At 64.3% G+C, this 18,919-nt stretch carries 13 protein-coding genes; 3 read left to right on the top strand and 10 right to left on the bottom strand.

From position 1 onward, the window contains the following. Position 1 precedes the first annotated feature (1 nt). The 3 genes from fusA to IPL75_00580 are packed head-to-tail and all read right to left on the bottom strand — an operon-like array spanning position 2 to position 2,976. On the bottom strand, positions 2–2,110 hold the full coding sequence (gene fusA, locus IPL75_00590; protein MBK9238765.1) for an elongation factor G: 2,109 nt from the start codon (positions 2,108–2,110) through the stop codon (positions 2–4). A 5-nt stretch (positions 2,111–2,115) separates the two neighbouring features. Beyond that, entirely contained in the window at positions 2,116–2,589 is a 474-nt protein-coding gene (gene rpsG, locus IPL75_00585; GenBank protein MBK9238764.1) for a 30S ribosomal protein S7, read from the bottom strand. Positions 2,590–2,598: 9 nt separating this feature from the next. Further along, positions 2,599–2,976 carry a 30S ribosomal protein S12 gene (locus IPL75_00580; GenBank protein MBK9238763.1) on the bottom strand — a complete coding sequence of 126 codons (378 nt, stop codon included), beginning with the start codon at positions 2,974–2,976 and terminating at the stop codon, positions 2,599–2,601. 534 nt (positions 2,977–3,510) lie between these two features. On the opposite strand from IPL75_00580, the gene IPL75_00575 reads away from it, so the two are divergent. Then, the gene (locus IPL75_00575) at positions 3,511–5,130 is read left to right on the top strand and encodes a hypothetical protein (protein MBK9238762.1); all 1,620 of its coding nucleotides are present in this window, start codon (positions 3,511–3,513) and stop codon (positions 5,128–5,130) included. A gap of 4 nt (positions 5,131–5,134) precedes the next feature. On the opposite strand, the gene IPL75_00570 is transcribed toward IPL75_00575, so the two are convergent. After that, complete coding sequence (locus tag IPL75_00570) at positions 5,135–6,745, bottom strand: hypothetical protein (protein MBK9238761.1); 1,611 nt, start codon at positions 6,743–6,745, stop codon at positions 5,135–5,137. Between the two features lie 4 nt (positions 6,746–6,749). Further along, complete coding sequence (locus IPL75_00565; GenBank protein MBK9238760.1) at positions 6,750–8,363, bottom strand: hypothetical protein; 1,614 nt, start codon at positions 8,361–8,363, stop codon at positions 6,750–6,752. A 70-nt stretch (positions 8,364–8,433) separates the two neighbouring features. Between IPL75_00565 and IPL75_00560 the strand changes: the two genes are divergently transcribed. Beyond that, positions 8,434–8,808, top strand: a complete 375-nt coding sequence (locus tag IPL75_00560; GenBank protein ID MBK9238759.1) for a VOC family protein — start codon at positions 8,434–8,436, stop codon at positions 8,806–8,808. A gap of 287 nt (positions 8,809–9,095) precedes the next feature. Here the strand turns inward: IPL75_00560 and IPL75_00555 are convergent, their stop codons facing one another. The 5 genes from IPL75_00555 to IPL75_00535 are packed head-to-tail and all read right to left on the bottom strand — an operon-like array spanning position 9,096 to position 16,071. Beyond that, positions 9,096–10,265, bottom strand: a complete 1,170-nt coding sequence (locus IPL75_00555) for a hypothetical protein (GenBank protein ID MBK9238758.1) — start codon at positions 10,263–10,265, stop codon at positions 9,096–9,098. A 5-nt stretch (positions 10,266–10,270) separates the two neighbouring features. Continuing rightward, positions 10,271–11,383 carry a hypothetical protein gene (locus IPL75_00550; GenBank protein MBK9238757.1) on the bottom strand — a complete coding sequence of 371 codons (1,113 nt, stop codon included), beginning with the start codon at positions 11,381–11,383 and terminating at the stop codon, positions 10,271–10,273. After that, positions 11,347–12,477, bottom strand: coding sequence for a hypothetical protein (locus IPL75_00545; GenBank protein MBK9238756.1), 1,131 nt, complete (start codon positions 12,475–12,477; stop codon positions 11,347–11,349). The genes IPL75_00550 and IPL75_00545 overlap by 37 nt, the downstream gene beginning before the upstream one ends. Positions 12,478–12,519: 42 nt before the next feature. After that, positions 12,520–14,955 carry a fused MFS/spermidine synthase gene (locus tag IPL75_00540; protein MBK9238755.1) on the bottom strand — a complete coding sequence of 812 codons (2,436 nt, stop codon included), beginning with the start codon at positions 14,953–14,955 and terminating at the stop codon, positions 12,520–12,522. Between the two features lie 45 nt (positions 14,956–15,000). Then, positions 15,001–16,071, bottom strand: coding sequence for a prephenate dehydrogenase/arogenate dehydrogenase family protein (locus tag IPL75_00535; GenBank protein MBK9238754.1), 1,071 nt, complete (start codon positions 16,069–16,071; stop codon positions 15,001–15,003). Between the two features lie 46 nt (positions 16,072–16,117). Here IPL75_00535 and IPL75_00530 point away from each other — a divergent pair, with 46 nt between their 5' ends. Beyond that, positions 16,118–18,802, top strand: coding sequence for a hypothetical protein (locus IPL75_00530; GenBank protein MBK9238753.1), 2,685 nt, complete (start codon positions 16,118–16,120; stop codon positions 18,800–18,802). Positions 18,803–18,919: the final 117 nt, after the last annotated feature.

Below are 18,919 nucleotides of genomic sequence, written 5' to 3'. Positions count from 1 at the left end.
TCTACTTTCCCTGCACGCGCGCAATAACTTCCTGGCTGATTGCCGCCGGCGCCTGCTCATACCGATCAAAGTGCATCGAGTAGGCGCCGCGCCCCTGGGTCCGTGACCGCAGGTCGGTCGAATATCCGAACATCTCGGACAACGGCACGCGCGAATTGATGATTTGCGTCCCGCCGCGCGAGTCCATCGACTGGATGTGGCCGCGCCGGCTCGTAATGTCGCCGATGACATCGCCCATGTGATCTTCGGGCACCGTCACTTCCACGCGCATCACCGGCTCGAGCAGCGCCGGATGCGCCCTGGCGGCGGCGTCCTTGAACGCCATCGACCCGGCGATCTTGAACGCCATTTCGTTTGAGTCCACGTCGTGGTACGACCCGTCATAGAGCTCAATCAGCACGTCGTCGATCGGGTAGCCGGCAAGCACGCCCGTGGTGAGCGCTTCCTGGATGCCCTGGTCGATCGGCTTGATGAATTCCTTCGGAATCGTGCCGCCGACAATCTTGTTCTCGAAGAGGTACCCCTCACCCGGCTTGCGGGGAATGAGGCGAATCTTCGCGTGACCGTACTGGCCGCGGCCACCGGTCTGTTTGATGTAGCGGCCTTCGCCCTGCGCGGCCTTCGTGATGGTCTCTTTGTAGGCCACCTGAGGCTTGCCGACGGTGGCTTCCACGCTGAACTCGCGCTTGAGGCGGTCCACGATGATTTCCAGGTGCAGTTCGCCCATGCCGGCGATGACCACCTGACCGGTGTCCTGGTCGGTCTTCACGCGGAAGGTCGGGTCTTCGGCCATCAGCTTCGACAGGCCCAGGCCCAGCTTTTCCTGGTCGGCCTTGGTCTTCGGCTCGATGGCGAGCGAAATGACCGGCTCCGGGAAGTCCATCGCTTCAAGAATCACGGGGTGCTTCTCGTCGCAAATCGTGTCGCCCGTTGAGACTGATTTCAGGCCCACGGCCGCCGCGATGTCGCCGGCGAGCACTTCCTTGATTTCTTCACGCTTGTTCGCGTGCATCTTGAGCAGGCGTCCAATACGCTCCGACTTCTGCTTGGTCGAGTTGTAGACCGCCTGGCCCGAGACCAACTGCCCCGAGTAGAGCCGGATGAACGTGAGCTGGCCGACAAACGGGTCGGTCATGATCTTGAACGCCAACCCCGACATCGGCGCATCGTCATCGGGACGACGCTCGGTGGTGGCGCCTTCGCCGCCGTTCGGGTCGATCCCGGTGACAAACGGAATGTCGAGCGGCGAGGGCAGGAAGTCCACAACGGCGTCGAGCAGCGGCTGCACGCCTTTGTTCTTGAAGGCCGAGCCGCAGATCACCGGCACGAAGGCCGCTTTTTCCTTGTGCACGGACGAAATGGTGCGCTTGCGAATGGCGGCCTTGATCTGTTCGGCCGGAATCTCTTCGCCGTGCAGGTACTTCTCGAGAATCGAGTCGTCCACTTCGCTGACTTTTTCGATCAGCTTCTCGCGGAACTCCTTGGCGAGTTCCATCATGTCTTCCGGAATTTCTTTGACCGTGGCTTCCGAACCCATCGCGGCGTCGGCTTCCCACACGAGAGCCTTCATCTGGATGAGGTCCACCACGCCCAGGTACTTGTCTTCGGAGCCGATCGGCAGGTGGATGGCCACCGGATTGCCCTGCAGCTTCGTGGTGATCTGCTCATACGTGCGCAGGAAGTCCGCGCCGATGCGGTCCATCTTGTTCACAAAGCAGATGCGCGGCACGCGGTACTTGTCGGCCTGGCGCCAGACCGTTTCGGACTGTGGCTCGACGCCGGCCACCGAGTCGAACACGGCCACGGCGCCGTCGAGCACGCGCAGTGAGCGCTCAACTTCGGCCGTGAAGTCGACGTGGCCGGGGGTATCAATGATGTTGATGCGGATGTCGCGCCACGTGCAGGTGGTGGCAGCCGACGTAATCGTGATGCCGCGCTCCTGCTCCTGCTCCATCCAGTCCATCACGGCGGTGCCTTCGTGCACTTCGCCGATCTTGTAGGTGATGCCCGTATAAAACAGTACGCGCTCGGTCGTCGTGGTCTTGCCGGCATCAATGTGCGCCATGATGCCGATATTCCGGCAGCGCAACAGGGGAACTTGTCTCGCCATGATCGTTAGAACCGGTAGTGCGCGAACGCTTTGTTGGCTTCGGCCATGCGGTGCACGTCTTCGCGCTTCTTCACCGCGCCACCGCGCAGGTTCGCCGCATCCATGAATTCGTTGGCCAGCTTTTCCTGCATCGTCTTGCCGTCGCCGCGGTCGGCGGCAAAGCCCGACAGCCAGCGGAGCGACAGGGACAAACGACGGGTGGGGTTGACCTCGATCGGCACCTGGTAGTTGGAGCCGCCCACGCGGCGCGACTTCACTTCCAGCGCCGGCTTGACGTTGTCCACGGCCTTCTTGAAGACCTTGAGCGGATCGTCGGCCGTCTTTTCCTTCACGATGTCGAGCGCGCCATACATGATGCGTTCGGCCGTGCTGCGCTTGCCATCTTCCATGATGGTGCGGATGAACTTGGTGACCAGCGGGCTCGCGTAAATCGGGTCCGCGGGCACTTCACGTTTGGCAATCTCTCTTCTACGCGGCATGGCTTCCCCTTATGCCTTCTTGGGGCGCTTGGCCCCGTACTTCGAACGCCCCTGCATACGGCCCGCGACACCCACCGTGTCGAGCGTGCCGCGCACGACGTGATACCGCACACCCGGCAGGTCCTTGACGCGGCCGCCACGGATGAGCACCAGCGAGTGCTCCTGCAGGTTGTGGCCCACGCCCGGGATGTAGGTGGTCACTTCAATGCCGTTGGTCAGGCGCACGCGGGCGACCTTGCGCAGCGCGGAATTCGGCTTCTTGGGAGTCTGGGTGAACACACGCACGCACACGCCGCGCTTTTGCGGGCTGCCCTGCAGTGCGGGGCTCTTGGTCTTCCAGAGCACCCGGTCTCGACCCTTGCGAACCAGTTGGCTAATCGTCGGCATAGCTGAAACCTTCTCGTCCCACTCACAAATACGTCGGTCACGCGAGTCGCCAGACGGCAACGCCAATGGCGTCGCCAGCATCCGGCGATGCATGTCGCCTCAAGCCTGGGAACGACGAGTCACCTCGCGGTTCGGTACTTGAGACATTCCCCCTATTGCTGGTGTCAGCGTGGCGATTGCAGTGACCGCGCATGACGCGGCGGGCAAATCGCTCAGTTACAGCCAAGCCTGATTCGTTCGTTCGGCTTGATGCGGGCTATAGATAGGGTGTCCTACAGCCCGAAGAACCTGTCGAGTCTAGCAGAACAACCTTTCAACAGCAACGTACCTACGAAAAAAAGGGGGACGGGTGTCGGTCTGTGGAAAACTCCCCCAGGAAAACGACCTCTGGAGGAAAAAAACGACCTCTGAGGTAGTTTTTGTTGCTTACTTTGAAAAAAACTACCTCAGAGGTCGTTTTTCTCCTCAGAGGTCGTTTTCGCTCGGGAGTTTCCACAGATCGACACCCGTCCCCTTTCCTGCCAAGATCCGCCCATGCTCAGACGTTTTGCCCTGGCGGCGCTGCTCGCCCTCACCCTGGCCCCCGCCCTCAACCTGGCCGCCGACCAGGCGGTCCAGCCAATGTTTACGGTGTCTTTTGCCGCCGGCGCCAGGCCCGAGGCCGTCACCGGCATGGTCTATGTGGCCATCAGCCGGGTCAATGAACGGCAAACCCCGGTGCGGCAGGCGGGTCCGGTAGGGGCCCCTCTCTTCTCGGTCGCCGTGACCGATCTTGCCCCGGGCTCCGAGGTTCGGTTCAATCCGGCCGTCCAGGGCCACCCGGTCGCCACCCTGGGGCAGTTGCCCGCAGGCGAATACTGGGTCCAACCCTTCGTCAACGTCTACACGCGGTTCCCGAGGGCCGACGGTCACACGGTCTGGCTCCACATGGACCAGTGGGAAGGCCAGGACTGGCGGACCTCGCCGGGCAACCTCTTCGGCGACCCGGTCAAAGTCACCGTCAATCCCGCCGCCGGCAGCCCGATTCGACTCGTGGCCGACAAGGTCATCCCGCCCATCACGCCCCCGGCCGACACCGAATACGTCAAGCGTTTCAAGATTCAGAGCGACATCCTCACCAAGTGGTGGGGGCACCCGATTTTTCTGGGCGCCACAGTATTGCTGCCCCGCGACTACGACAAGCACCCCGACGTGAAGTACCCCATCGTCTTTCAGCATGGGCACTTTTCCACGGCCGCGCCCGCGGGTTTCGATCGCGACGAGGCCTTCCGCAAGTATTGGCTGGCCGACGGCACGCCGCGCGTGATCTACGTCACGCTGCAGCACCCGTCGCCGTACTACGACGACTCGTATGCCGTTGACTCTGAGAACAACGGCCCGTTCGGCACGGCGATTCTCAACGAACTGGTGCCGGCCATCGAAACCCGCTTTCGCGTGATTCGCGAACCCTGGGCCCGCGTCCTCACGGGCGGCTCCACCGGTGGCTGGATCGCCCTGGCCCTCCAGGTGCTGTATCCCGATTTCTACGGCGGCACATTCTCGCTGTGCCCGGATGGCGTGGACTTCCGCTATCACCAGATCGTCAACATCTACGAGGACGCCAACGCCTACTGGCTCGATCGCGACTGGACCCGCATCGAGCGACCCAACCAGCGCCGCCCAGACGGCAACATCGTCTCCATGATGAAAGACGAGAACTGGTACGAACTCATCGTCGGCGACAAATCGCGGTCGGGAGGCCAGTGGGATATCTGGGAAGCGACATATTCGCCAGTCGGCACCGACGGCTACCCGCAACGCCTGTGGGACAAAAAGACCGGCGTCATCAACAAGACCGTGGCAGCGTCGTGGAAGAAGTACGACCTGCGACACATTCTCGAGACGAATTGGACGACGCTCGGGCCGAAGGTGGCGCACAAGACACACGTCTACATCGGCGACATGGACTCGTACTACCTGAACATGGGTGTGCGGCAACTCGATGACTTCTTCCGCGAGCGTGCCAAGGACCCGCCCTTCACCGGCGAGGTGGTCTTCCAGCCGATGGCGCCTCACTGCTGGGGACCGCGCGGAGCCGACCTGCATCAACGTATGGTGAATCACATCGTGAAACACGCGCCGAAGGGCGCCGATGTCACGGCCTGGCGCTACTGAGGCGTCACTGCGGCTTGCGCACCGTGTGAAACGACTGGAACTTGGTGCGCGCGGTCAGGACGGGCTCGCGCCGGACGACGCGCAGGGTGCCGGCGCGCCGCCACACGGAGCCGGCCGCATCCGCCATGGGCGACGTCGCGCTGAGTTGCTGGAGCAGAAACTCCACGACCTCGGCCTCATCGGCCAAATGCACGCGCGGACTGATGGCCAGCACAAGACGCGTGAGCCCGTGCTCGTCCTCTTGCTCCTGCAACTGGTAATCGAGCGTGGTCCCCCCAAACCGCTCAGGCAGAACCTCTTCGAGAATGCGCAGGAGGTCGTTGCCGACCAGGGTCACGCCCTCCCCCACCAGCTTCGTGTAGCTGCGGATCGAGTGCACATGCACGTCGTAGCCGAGTGCATCGAAGCCGCAGCCGCAACGGCGGCGCTCCACCACGCCGTGATCGTCGATCTGGTAGTTGAGCATCACCTTCGGCGCCGACGCACGGAGTCCGGTCAGGTTGAAGGCACGCACGACCGTGTCGGTGCCCGGCACCGTATGCGGATGGTCGATCAGGGCAAACGCGTCCTGCAGCAGATGGACGTCGTCGGCATGTTTGGGATTGAGGCAGCCGTGCGCCATGACGCCCGTCTCGATGCTGCCGTAGCCGGCCATCACGCGCGCGCCCGACTCTTCGATGCGCTGCCGCTTGGCAGGCGTCAGCGGCTCCGACATGACTCGCACCACAGCACCTTCGAGGCTGAAACCGGCGGCGCGGGCCGCCAGCGACATCCGGACGGCCAGGCTGACCGGAGTGCGCACCAGGCAGCGGCCGTGACGATCGATCGCATCCCGCACGGCCTGAGCGACCACGAGGGCGTCGTCGGGGCGGACAATCACCGGACCGTCAATACGCACGCCCGCGCGCCTCAGGCACCAGACCATGTATTTCGTGGCCGCAGCGTACTTCCGCCAGGCCTTCGTATCGCGCCAGCCGCCGGGACTGAACCAGCGGTGTTCCAACTGCCCGTGCCGCACTCGCTCCAGCAGGTACCTGACGCCACTGCCGGGCAGGATGTGAGACCAGTGGACGGTCGGGGCGTCGAGCGCACCGTGTTCGGCCAACCCCACCATTTCGCTGACCGCCAGTTCGCCGACGTGATCCAGATCCTGATACACAAGATTCGCCTGGCCCGTGGAGCCGCCGGTGGTGAGCGTCAGATCGCGGCGGGCGTTCGGATTGTCAAAATCCGACGCCGCGACGACGTAGCTTCTGCCTCCGCGCTCGATGGGCTTACGCCCCTTGAACTCTTCGAACGTGACGTATACGCCCGCGGCGCGCAAGGCGCGGAGTGTGTCATCCACGCCTTTGCCAGCCACCATCGCCCGCACGTCTCCCAGTTCGCACCCGGCCATCTCCAGCAGCGGCCGATACGGGCTCTGCGGATGTCCGAAGACACACGTCTCCATGAGCCGGAGGAAACTTTGGTCGCGTTGGGCCAGCTGTTCACGGACCAGGCGGCGGGCCTCGGGGAGCGTCAGCGGGTTTCGGATGAAGCGGCGCAGGACGCGCGGAAAGCGCGCGAAGATGCCGACGTAGCCCAGGAGGTCCCTGGCGGGAGACGGCGCTGCCATCTGACTAGCCCCGGCCGGCGGGTTTTCCGGCGAGCCGGCGTTTGCGTTCGTCGAAGCGCTTCTGCACGACGCCGTAGACGTCGAAGACCGCGGTGGCCGTCTGGGTGGCCATGTACTGGTCGAAACCACCTTCGGCCATCATCGGATGAACCGGCGGCGGCTCGGTGCCCAGGGCGGCTCGGTACAGCGGCGTAATCGGGTCGGCACCATGAACCCGTCGCAACTGGTGCGCGATGCCCACCGCGCCATCCGATCCCGACAACGACACCGTGGGCGGCGCCTGAGGCGGACTGATACCCAGATGGGTCTTGGGCAGTTGCAGGTGGTTGTCGCGCCACGTCCGCACATGCTGGTAGAGCACGACCAGGCTGCGAAGGATGGCCGCTTCCTGCCGTTGAACCTCACCGCTGCCAAGTAGTCGCTCGCGCGCCTCGGCCTCCACCACCGCATCATCGCCGGCCGATTCGGCTGCCCCGGCGCAAAGCCGCAGCCGGTACGCGCGCACCAACATCGGGTAGACGGTGTTGAACAGGACCTTGCGCAACACCACCGACGACGTGCCCTGGACCATGCCGAGATTGGGGCGCACAGCGCTGTACGCGGCCGGCGTCAGCGCGCGCAACATCATCTTGATGCTGTCATCAACACCAGCCAGCAGCCGATTCGCGACCTCAAACACGCGTGCGGCATCCGCCAACGGTATGCCGGCATCGAGCACCGACTCGACGACGTCGCTCAGATGCTGGTGCACGGTGTTGGCGATGACTTCCGAGACCTGGTGCACCACGCGGAACGGCAGAAGGTCGGTTTCCTCGTGGGTCTCAAGTGCGGCCAGCATGGCGGCAATGTCTTCGGCGCCAATAATGCGTTCGTAGAAACCCGCGGCGTCTTCTCCTTCGTGCGCTGACACTCCGGCAAGGCGTACGCGGCTCAGGCGCGACAACCAGATGCGCTCGTCGGAGGTGTTGACGAATTCGTTGAAGAACACGAAGCGGCTCGGCCGGTCCAGGCCCGCACCAAAGATGTCGGATGCCGGTTCGGGCCATCGAGTCTTCAGGCCCTGCTGCAGGCGGGCCGTCTGCGCCTCATACCGCTTCCACGTGCCAGACAAACGAATATCGAGCCACCCGTCGCTGTCTGAGCCAGGGCCCGGAGCAACCTCCACGACAAGCGCCGACAGGCGGTACAGCAGCTCGTGCAGCGCCGCGCGCCAGCGCGCATTGGCCACGAACCGCTCCACATTCTCTCGTTCAAGATTCGCGGCCATGCGCTCGGCGAGATCGGCCATGCAACCGAGCACGATTTCGGCGCATCGGAAGATCGTCACCGCGGCTTCGGCCGCATGTGGCAGTCGGGGCGATCGCGTCAGAACGACGTCCAGATGTTGCAGGCTGTGCAGCAGTGAATAATTGATCAACACTCCGGCGCCACCGGCCGTGTTGGACCGCAGAGTGGCCAACTGCCTGGCGATCTCGTTGTCGTCGATGCCGTGTTCGTTCAGTTTGCGACGTGTCTCGGCGTCGCTGCCGGGGTCGGAATTGCTGACGTGCCGCAGCCCATGGATGCGGGCGAGAATTTCCTCACCGGACAACGCCGTTGGACTTGGAGAACTCGACACAGTGCAATCTTTCTGGTGCTCGAATTCAGCAGCCTGTCGAGCGGGTGTATCGTAGGCTAGAATCCACCGGATGTTCAACGGGGTCGAACACACCGCGATCGCAGCGCCCGATCCAGAGGGCCTGGCCACCTGGTACTGCGACACCTTGGAGTTCAGGGTCGTCCACATCTCTGATGGCAACGTGTTCCTGCGCGACCGGAGCGGTGCGCTGATGGAAATCATTCCGTCGACCGGGCCGCGCGGACCAAACCAGCGCACCGACCCCGGCATTCGCCATCTGGCCATCGGCGTGGACGACTTCGACGCCGCCTGCGAGCGCCTGCATCACCTGAACGTGACGTTCCTCAGTGAGCCGTCGCCGGCGCCCGGCAACCGAATTGTCTTCTTCGAAGATCCCGACGGCAACATCCTGCACCTGATTCAGCGCGCACACCCGATGCCGTAAAGCGTGGCCAAGAGCCCTTCACCATGAAGGGCCATGAAGTTCCATGAAGCTCAGGCGTTTGCGCTGTCAGAAGGCGCGGGGTTGGGGGCCGCCTTTGGCGGCATGCACGATCGGAGGGAAGTCCCACACGAACGCAGCCGACAACCAAAACAGCTGCGTTCGTGTGGGACTTCCCTCCGATCGTGCTGCCCGGCGGAGCCGGGCACCCAACCCCGCGCCCTTCATGGATCTTCATGGATCTTCATGGTAAGAAACCCAACAACACACGCAACAAGAAGGGACGCGTTCTATTGGACGCGCGAGGTGACGTCGAAGTACGACGTGATGCGGCCCGCGCGGAAGTCGCGCACGAGCGCGGCCACCGGATCGAGGACGTTGGCGCGGCCGTCGGGGCCCTGCGGCACGCCGAGGTATCCGTCGCGCGGCGAGACCGATCTGATGATGACACTCGCATCATCCACGGGCAGACCCGCCAGGTTGGCGTAGAACCCGCGCCATACACCGTTGCGGAACAGATACTGTTCGACGTTCGATGTGTAAAACGCGCCGATGGTCGCTCCATGGTCGCGGACGTAGCGCCCGACCGCGCGCAACGCCTTCTCCCCGGCGAAGTCTCCAACTACAGGCACGATGAGATTGCGCTCCTGCATCTGCTTCAGGGCCCGGAACTGCTCTTCGGTGGCGAGATAGCCCCTTTGGACACCCGTGCCATCGTGCTGCCGCATCAAGTCTGCGTAGGTCGGAAAGTTGCTGCGGCCACGGCCGGACCGCCCAAAGCCCGACCGGCCCGAGAGGTTTGAGGAACTGGACGAGTATGTGATCGACGGCCCGAACCTCACGAACTGGTCGTAGATGTCCTCGATGCCGGTGATGTCCTCGGGCGCAAGTCGGAACCCGCGCGTCACCGTCAGGTGATCAAGCATCTCGGCCAATACTGTCGTCCGGAGATCGCCCTGCGACACCGTCCGGGCATACGACATGAAGATGTCGTCCACCGTCGAAAACGTCGTGAGGCCCTCAGGACGCGGCCGGGCAAACAGGCGGCCGACGAAGTCGGCGCGGTCGAGCGACAACTCGACAAGCGCCTTGTACATCAACTGCGTCTGCAGGTTGCCGCGCCGGATGTCCACGATGAACGCGATCTGCGGCTTCAGCGCCAACAGATACGTGAAGTTCTGGTCGGGCGCCACGCCCAGATAGACGCGGCCGGGACGCGCCACCTTCTCGAGCGTCGGCACGACGTACTGGAAGGTGTGCTCGTTCGAGACGAGGTTGTCGGACTGGAAGTAACCGCCCGGCTCCGAGAACGCTTCCACAAGGGCCCAGAACTCGGCATTCCCCAGCCGTTCGGGCAGCGGCCCCGTGTCCACCCGCAGTCCCGGCGCGCTGGCCAGAGACACCAGGCCAAGCGCCAGCGCCAGGACGCCCGCTGACACGCCGCGACGCAGGGGCAACACCGACATCACCTGCGCGAGAGAACGTCGTAGTACGCCTGGATTCGCCCGGCGGCGACGTCGCGCAGGAGCAACGCGACGGGGTCGAGCAATTGCGCCGATCGTGAGCGCGCTGTGGTGGCGCACGAGTTAAAACACGACCGCACGAACATACTGTTCTCGTCAATCGGCATCGTCGCGATGTTGGCGTAGTAGCTTTGCCACGTGCCGTACTGAAACAGATACTGCTCCACATTCGAAGTGTAGATGGCGCCGACCACCGCGGCACGCGCCTTCAGGTAGTCGGCCACCTGGCGCAGCGCCTTGGTGCCCGCGAAGTCACCCACCACCGGCACCACCAGGTTCCTGAGCTGAAGCGAACGCAGCCGGCCGTACTGCATCTCACTGGACAGATACCCGTGGAATTCACCCGCCTGGTCGGTGGCCTCCATGAGGTCCTGATATGTCGGGTAGCGGGTCATACGTCCGGTGTTCGCGTACGCCAGTAACGGTCCACCATATTGAAACGCCGACAGGACGTACTCGATGCCGGCGAAGTCCTCCGGCGTCAACGCAAAGCCGTGCTGCACGGCCAGATGGTGCCGGATGAGCTTCAGCGTTTCCTGAAATCGTTCTGGCGACTGCGGCACGCTTGTGTACGCCGCCATGAGTTGCCCGATGGGCGCGTCGTCGGCCAATCCAGCCGGTCGTTCGCGGGAAAACAGGCGCGACAGAAACTCCGCTCTCGTGGGCGACAATTCGAGGAGCGCCTTGTACATGAACTGCAGGCGCAAATTGTCACGGCGGATGTCCACGATGAACGCGATGCTGGGTTGGAGCGAGGCGATGTAGGTGAAGTTCTGATCGGGGCCTACGCCAAGGTAGGCACGGCCCGTCACCCATCGGCGCTGGAGTTCTGGAATGACCCACTGGAATGTCAGCTCGTTGCTGACGAGGTTGTCAGACTGGAAGTAGCCGCCGGTCTCGGACATGCCGGACACGAGGCCCCAGAATTCGCGGTCGGAGAGTCGATCGGGAACGGTGTGGTCGGGCGCACCCGCACGCGCTGCTGCCCCGAGCAGCAGCAGGCCAACCGCAACGAGCGCTAGCGGCTGAGCGAGGACGGTCCACCAGCGTCGCACTTGTTGGCCTTGACGTCGGCGAGAATCGGGCGATACCAGGAGAGCAGGTTGCCGCCGCCGCCACCTCCACTGCCCCCGCTCTGGGAATAGATGAACGTGCTGGACTCGTCGAGCGGGAGCGTGGCGAAGTTTCCGCAGAAGGTGTACCACAGCCCTTGCTGCGTCAGGTACTGCTCGACGTTCGACAGGTAGAAGGCCGACACCAGACCGCCCCGGTCACGAACATACTTGCCGACACTACGGATGGCTTTTGGCCCGCCAAAATTTCCCACCACCGGCACGAGCAGGTTCCTGGTCTCGAGGTCCTTCATGAACATGAAGTTCTCATCATTGGCCAGGAAACTGCGCGAGACACCCGCGCCATCGTCGGCCACCATCAGCGCCTGGTAATTGACGAAGTTGCCTCGGCCGCCGGTGCCCCCGCTGCTGGACGAATAGGTCAGGCTCGGCCCGAACCAATAGAAGTTGTTATACACATACGCGATGCCCTCAAGGTCGTCCTTCGAGAGCGGAAACTCATGCGCACGCGTCAAGTGCGACTCGATAGCCGCGAGGTTCTCCTTATACAGCGCCTCGCTGGAATCAACGCCGGCAAACGCGGCGAACAACTCCTGCGCGGTGGCCCTGGCGGTCAAGCCCTCAGGCCGCTTCTTGGAGAACAACTTCGACACAAAGTCGGCGCGGTCCTTCGAGAGCTCGAAGAGCGCCTTGTACATCAACTGTGTGTGCAGGTTGCCGCGCCTGATGTCGATGATAAACACCATGCGCGGTTTCAGCGCCGTGATGTACGTGAAGTTCTGCTCGGGGCCCACACCCAGATAGACGCGGCCGGGCCGGGTCACGGTCTGCAGCTCGGGAATGATCGACTGCATGTAGATCTCGTTTGAGACCAGATTGTCTGATCGGAATGTGCCGCCGGGTTCCGACAGGCTCTCGCTGAGTGCCCAGTACTCCGCGTCTGACAGTTTCTCGGGCAGCGCCTTCGCCACCTGCGTGGCCGTCACCGGCGCCGGCACTGGCGCCTGGGCCGCGGGCACAGCCATCCACAGGCCGAGCCCCAAGCCCACGACGGTCAGTCGGTGACGGATAGGCATGACGGGTGTCGCCCGGGATGGTACCACGAAGACGCGAGCTGGCTACCGGCCGTGCGCCCTCGCGATGGCAGCCCGAAGGGCTTCAATCGTTTCGGGCGATCCGGTAAACAAGCCTTCCGGATACCGGCTCTCTGAGGACATGTTCCTGTAAATCGCCGCCGCCTCGTACAGGTTCAGGCCAAGCCCTGCCAGGTATTGGAGTCGGAGGTTCCGGTCGCGGTTGATCTGGGCGCCGGCAAGCCAGCCTCCCATGTCATCCTTGCGGCCGCCGTAGGTGCCGAACAGGTCAACTGCAGAAAACACTCCGATTTCGGACAGCGACTTCGCAATCGCCGCGTTCGCCGGGTCGCTGAGGCGCGCCTGCACGCGATCGACATCGATCGGCTTCGGGTCAAGCTGCCCCACCAGGACCAGGTCGTAGCCCTGTCCGTTGATTGTGTTGGCGAACACCACGCCCTGAGGGAACGCCTCCAGGAACGTCGCGATTTCACTCTTCACGGCCGCATCGCTGCTCTCGTAGAGCTGCACGAACAACGTCACCACACCACCGGGGTTGAGATGCGCCTTCACCACGTCAAAGAACTCGCGCGTGTAGAGCGTGGCCGCGCCCTTGACCCAGGGGTCAAGCGGGTCAGACGTGACGGCGTCAAACTTCTCCTTGGTCGTCAGCAGGAAGTGGCGCGCGTCGTCGAGGTGCACACGCACCTTCGGGTTCTGCACCACCGCGAAGTTGTGCTCCGAAAAGTACTTCGAGACCACTTCGGGCACGAGCGGTTCGATTTCGGCAATCGTGACCGCCGAGAGCACGGGGTCGATCGAGACCGCCCCGGCCGTGACGCCAGCGCCGCATCCGATGACCAGCACCGACTTCGGGTTTTCCGGAATCAGCGTGGTCATGTGGCCGAGCAGGCGCTGCAGCCGCATGTCCTGGGGCTCGCTCGATGCCTGCACCTTGCCGGCGTTGTGATAATTCAGCACGCCGTTGGGTGTGCGCGACACGGCCACCGACGCGGTCATGCCTTCACCCATGTAGATGATCTCGTTCTGTCCCACCCAGGTGGCCGCGTAGCGGCCGTAGGCCACGAGCAGCCAGGGCATCGGGGGAACCGAGCGCGCCAGCAGGCCCGCGCCGCCGGTCACCAGGATCAAGATGAACATGGTGGCCAACTGTGTGCGGCCCTTGCCGGCATCGTCGGCAGATGATGCCAGCATCATGAGGCCGGCGATCGCCGAAATGCCGATGAGCGCCATCTGCGTCTGCTGCGATCCGATCCACGCCACCGCGAGGAGGCTGGCGAACAAGGCGCCGACGATGGCCCCGACGGTGTTGGCGGCATAGACGCCGCCGACCAGGCGCGCGGGATCCTGGTTCCTGCTGGCCACAGACGCCAGCGCCAGCGGGAAGCTCATGCCCCAGAGAATCGCGCCAGGCAGAATGACGAATGTTGCCCGCATAAGGTCGAGCTGGAAATTCATGAACGGCTGGCCGGACGTAATCTGCGGATTGATGGGCCAGAACGGCATGGAGGCGTTGGTCATGTAGGCCGCATAGGCCAGCGCCACGCAGAGCAACATCTGTGTCCAGCCCAGGGCCGCGCGCGGGTTCTTCATACTGCGTGCCATCGACGCGCCCAGGCTGCTGCCGATGCCCAGCCCGACGAGGAACACCGCCAGGATCAAGGAGAAGGTATAAACCGTGGCGCCGAAGAGCAGGGAAAGGACACGCGTCCAGATCACCTGAGCAGCGAGCGCCGTCAGACCCGACAACGCAATGGTGATGTACACCACGCGGGAGCCTGGCGCAGGACCGACCTGGGCGCGGTTCGGGTCCGGCGCATCGTACGGAGCCCGGTTCGCGATGGTCAGGGCCAGCAGGCCCACAATCACGTTAAGCGCGACGGCCACAAACGTCGCCGTGGCCATGTCAAACACGCGCAACAGATAAAAGCCGGCCAGAAGGCAGCCAACGACGGCGCCCGCGATGTTGCCGCCGTAGAAGAAGCCCAGCCAGCCGACGCCGCGTGGCGTCGCTTCCACCCAGCGGGAAATTGCCGGCAGGGTGGCGCCCATCATCAGTGTGGGTGGCAGCAAGACCACGGCAGCGACGAGGCCGCGCATGAACACACTGAACTGGCCGGTGCCGGCAATCGCCGTGTAGACGCCGCCCAGCAGCGGCACCACCAGAAGCACCAGGATGCCGCACACGCCAATCCCGAGTTCGAGATACGCGTACATCCGCAGCGGATGGTTCTGGTTGCCCACATATTTCGGGAACAGCCAACTCCCCAGACACATGCCGCCCATGAACGTGCCCAGGAGCACCCCCAGCGAGACCGCCGACGAGCCCAGCGACAACTGAAGCATCTGGAACCAGACGACTTCGTAAATCAGGGCGGCGCAGCCGCTCCCGACAAACAACGCCAGCATGGCTGGCAACACACGTTCAGCGACAGGAATCTGGGAAACACGCTCGGTCATGGTCCCGGCATACTACCAGAGAGGCCTCGGCGTTTACCCTGCCCCTCAGGAAGGACCGGTCTTCCCTTCGCCTTCGCGCATCAGCGCGGTAAACGCTCCCGCATCACGCGACCTGATGGCGTCGCGCACGCGGTTGAGCGCACCGGCGAGCCTGTCGAGCGCACCGGCGGAATTGGGATTGAGGGCCTGGATTTCGTAGTACACGTCGGGACTCTCGCGGACGAGATTCGCCGACAGGGTCTGCAGGGCGCCAAGCGTGGTGCTGCGTACGGGGACGCCGGCCTCCGGCAGCGCCAGGGCAAACGCGATGACGGTGGCATGCGCCAACGTCAACGCATCGGCCATCTGGCGATCGTGTTCCTCAAGAGGCAGGCTGATCAGCCGCGCGGTGGTTGAGGTGAAGAGTTCGGCGACCGTCGCCGTCGCCACGGCGTCTCCGGTATCGCAGATCACCACGTCGCACTCACGCAGGAGCACCACGGACGGCCCGAACATCGGGTGAATTGATGCGACCGACGCGCCGGCCGCCTGCAGCCGGCGAATGGGCGCGATGAGCGGCGTCTTGATGCTGGCGATGTCCACGATGACACCGGCTGGAGGTGCAACCATCCAACTCTCGTACAAGGTTGCGGTGGCCGCCGGCGGCGTGGAGCACACCACCAGATCGGCGGTCGGCAGGACGGACTCGGCCCATGCGCGCTCGTCGCCACCCGCGCTGATATCGAGCGCGCCAACGATATATCCCTGATCGGCCAGGAAGCGCGTAAACCAGCGGCCCATGCGGCCTTCGCCGCCCACCACGACCGCCGTCTTGCCGAGCCCAACCGAAGCATGGCGCCAGCTGTCTTGATCCTGGGCGCTCACGGCGGCGCGAATCAACGTGACGAGAATGGCCTCGGCCACACGGGCATCGAGGCCCGCCTCCTGCGCGGCGACCCGTGTGCGCTCGAGCACCACGCGCTCCTGGGCGTAGTCCACAATCGGCTGGTCGGCCCGGCGCTTGGCCTCGCCGACCTGCCGGGCCACCGCCACACGTTCCGCCGCGAGGTCAATCAGCCCGCGATCGAGTTCGCGAATGCGCGCACGAAGGGCATCGAGGTCGGTCTCTGTGGCCACGGCGCATCAAGTGTAGATGAGGCGGCAACGCGGTTACTATCGCGGCATGATCGGACTTGGCGTCTCTCCCTCCACGTTTCGCACCACCGGGTTGATCACGGCCCTGGCCTGCGCCGCCCTGCTGTGGCAGCCCGCCGCCGCGCAGGATCCGCCGCCGCGCGCGCCTGGCGCGCCTGCTGCGGTCACGGACAAGGTCTTTGACAGCGGCGCGACGACGATTCCATTTTTCCCGCTGGGAGACTCGCCCCTGGCGTTGGGCGGGCCGTCACGCCCGGGCATGTTCATGTCGGCCGTCGGGCGACGCGCCATCGCGATGGGCACTGAGGACGGGCTGCTGGAGCTCTGGTCGTGGCCGATCAAGTGGCTGCACGACTTCGAACTCACGTTCCGCATCCCGAAATACACCGCTGCGATTCCCGGCCGTTCGGTCGCCACGTCGGTGCTCACGCGCCCCGAAGGCATCACCATCGAATACACGCACGAGCAGTTCACCGTGCGGCAGCACATCTTCGTCCCACTTGATGAACCGGCGGTGGTGATGCTCCTCGAGGTGGACGCCATTCGCCCGCTCGACATCGTCGCGAAGTTCACGCCGGACATTCATTACGCGTGGCCGGCCGGGCTTGGCGGTCAGTACCTGGTGTGGGAGCAGAACGCGCGCGCCTTCCTCTTCTCCGAAGGCAAGAGCCAGATCAACGCGTTCCTCGGCTCACCAGCGGTGACGCAGGCGTCCGACGTGCCGGCCCACATGCTCGCGGCTGAGCGACCGCAACTCGTGCTTGGCGTGGGTGGCGCGACCGAGCGTTATACCGCACCCCGGTTGGGCGAACCGTCAGGGCGCAACGTCAACCTGCGCGCAGCCTACATTCCGATCGTCATCGCCGGCGGGCAGATGCCGCGCGATGCCGCGCTGGCGTTGTACCGCCGGCTGATTGCGCCAGGCGCAGCTGAGCAGGAATGGAAGAAGCGCGTCGCGCATGCGGATGGCCTGCGCGAGCGAATGTTCTCTCTGCGTTCGCCCGACGCGTTGCTCAACCGCGCCGTTGAATACGCCAAGGTGAACCTGGACGAGTCGATGGTCTGCAATCCCGACCTGGGCTGCGGGCTGGTGGCCGGCTACGGATTGTCTGGCGGCGCGAGCGACCGGCCGGGTTTCGGATGGTTCTTTGGCGGTGATGCGTCCATCAACTCCTTCGCCATGAATGCCGTCGGGCAATCGCCCCTGGTGCGCGAGGGCGTGTTGCAGTTTTTCGCGAAGTATCAACGCGCCGACGGCAAGATCACGCACGAGATTTCCCAGGGCGCCGGGCGCGTGGACTGGTTCAGCTATCCGTATCCCTTCTATCACGGCGACACGACTCCCTATTGGATCCTGGCGGCCGGTGAGTACTGGCGCCAGACCGGTGACAACGATCTCGTGCGCAGCCTGTGGCCCAACCTCAAGCGCGCCTTTGAATGGTCGCGCACGACCGACGTAGATGGCGACGGCCTCATGGAGAATCCGTCAGCCGGCGCCGGGGCCCTCGAGGTGGGCGACCTGCAGATCGGCATCCTCTCTGACGTCTACCTCAGCGGCGTGTGGGTGGCGTCACTCGATCGCTTTGCACGCATGGCGGTGGCCATGGGTGAACCGGCGCTGTCCGATCAGGCGCTCGCCATTCGCCGGCGGGCGCTCGCGACCATGGAGTCAAAGCTGTGGAACCCGGCACTGAAACAGTACGCCTTCGCCCTGTTGCAGGACGGCTCAGTCAACCCTGCGCTCACCGCCTGGCCGGCCACCGCCATGTCGTTCGACGTCCTCGACGCGGCGCGCGGTGCGGATATGGCTGCCCGGTTGGCGTCATCCACGATCATGACGGACTGGGGCGCCCGGCCGCTTGGCGCCGACAACGCGCTCTTCGATCCGCTGCACTACAACAACGGCGCGGTCTGGCCGTTTGTCACCGGATTCGTCGCGCTCGCCGAATACAGGTACCACAACGCACCCGCGGGTTGGTTCGCCCTGCAGAGCATCGCGCGCACGGCCTTCGACCAGTCGCTCGGGCGCAATCCTGAACTCTTCTCCGGCCGGTTGTACAAACCACTCGACACCGCCGTGCCGCAGCAATTCTTCGCGACGTCGATGGTGCTCACACCCCTCATCCGCGGCTTGCTGGGCATCGACGTGGACGCTCCGGCCAGGCGCGTCACCATCGCTCCGCACTTGCCTCCCGACTGGGACGCCATCGAGGTGGACCATGTGCCGGTTGGCGCCGGCGAATTGTCGTTCGCGATTCGACGCACGGCCGGTCGCATCACCGCATCAGTGCGGCGCACCGGCGACGCGACGCCGCTCGAAGTGGTGTTCTCGCCCGCGCTGCCACTGGGCGCCCGGATTGAGGGGCCCGGCACCGTGACGCAGACGACCGAGGGCGATGTCCACGGAACCATCAAGGCCATGGTCACCGGCCAGGCCGAGTTGGCCGTGTCGTACTCCGGCGGCTGGAGCATCGTGCCGCCCGTCACGCGTCCGCTCATCGGGCAACGGTCCTCGGCGCCCCGCATCCTGAGCGAACGGCTTGTCGAGGGCGGGCGTTACGCCGTGTCGATGGAAGGCATCGCCGGACGAAGTTATGTGTTCCGTCTCCGCGCGCCGGGCGCCGACACCGATCGGGCGATCACGATCACGTTCCCACCCACCGGGGCCAACACCGACGGTTACACGGCGATGACGCTCACGTTTGGCGGCTGAGGTCATCTCGGGCTTGAGAACCAGCCCGAGCTACGTACTGGGAGAAGCAGCCCGGCTACGTGCCGGATCGATAAATGCCCGCGTAGCTCGGCCTGCTCTTCAAGGCCGAGGCCTGCA

The organism is Acidobacteriota bacterium (genome assembly GCA_016716905.1).
Taxonomy (GTDB): domain Bacteria; phylum Acidobacteriota; class Vicinamibacteria; order Vicinamibacterales; family SCN-69-37; genus SYFT01.
The sequence above is the reverse complement of the archived record's forward strand: the minus strand, read 5'-3'. Positions and strand labels throughout refer to the sequence as shown.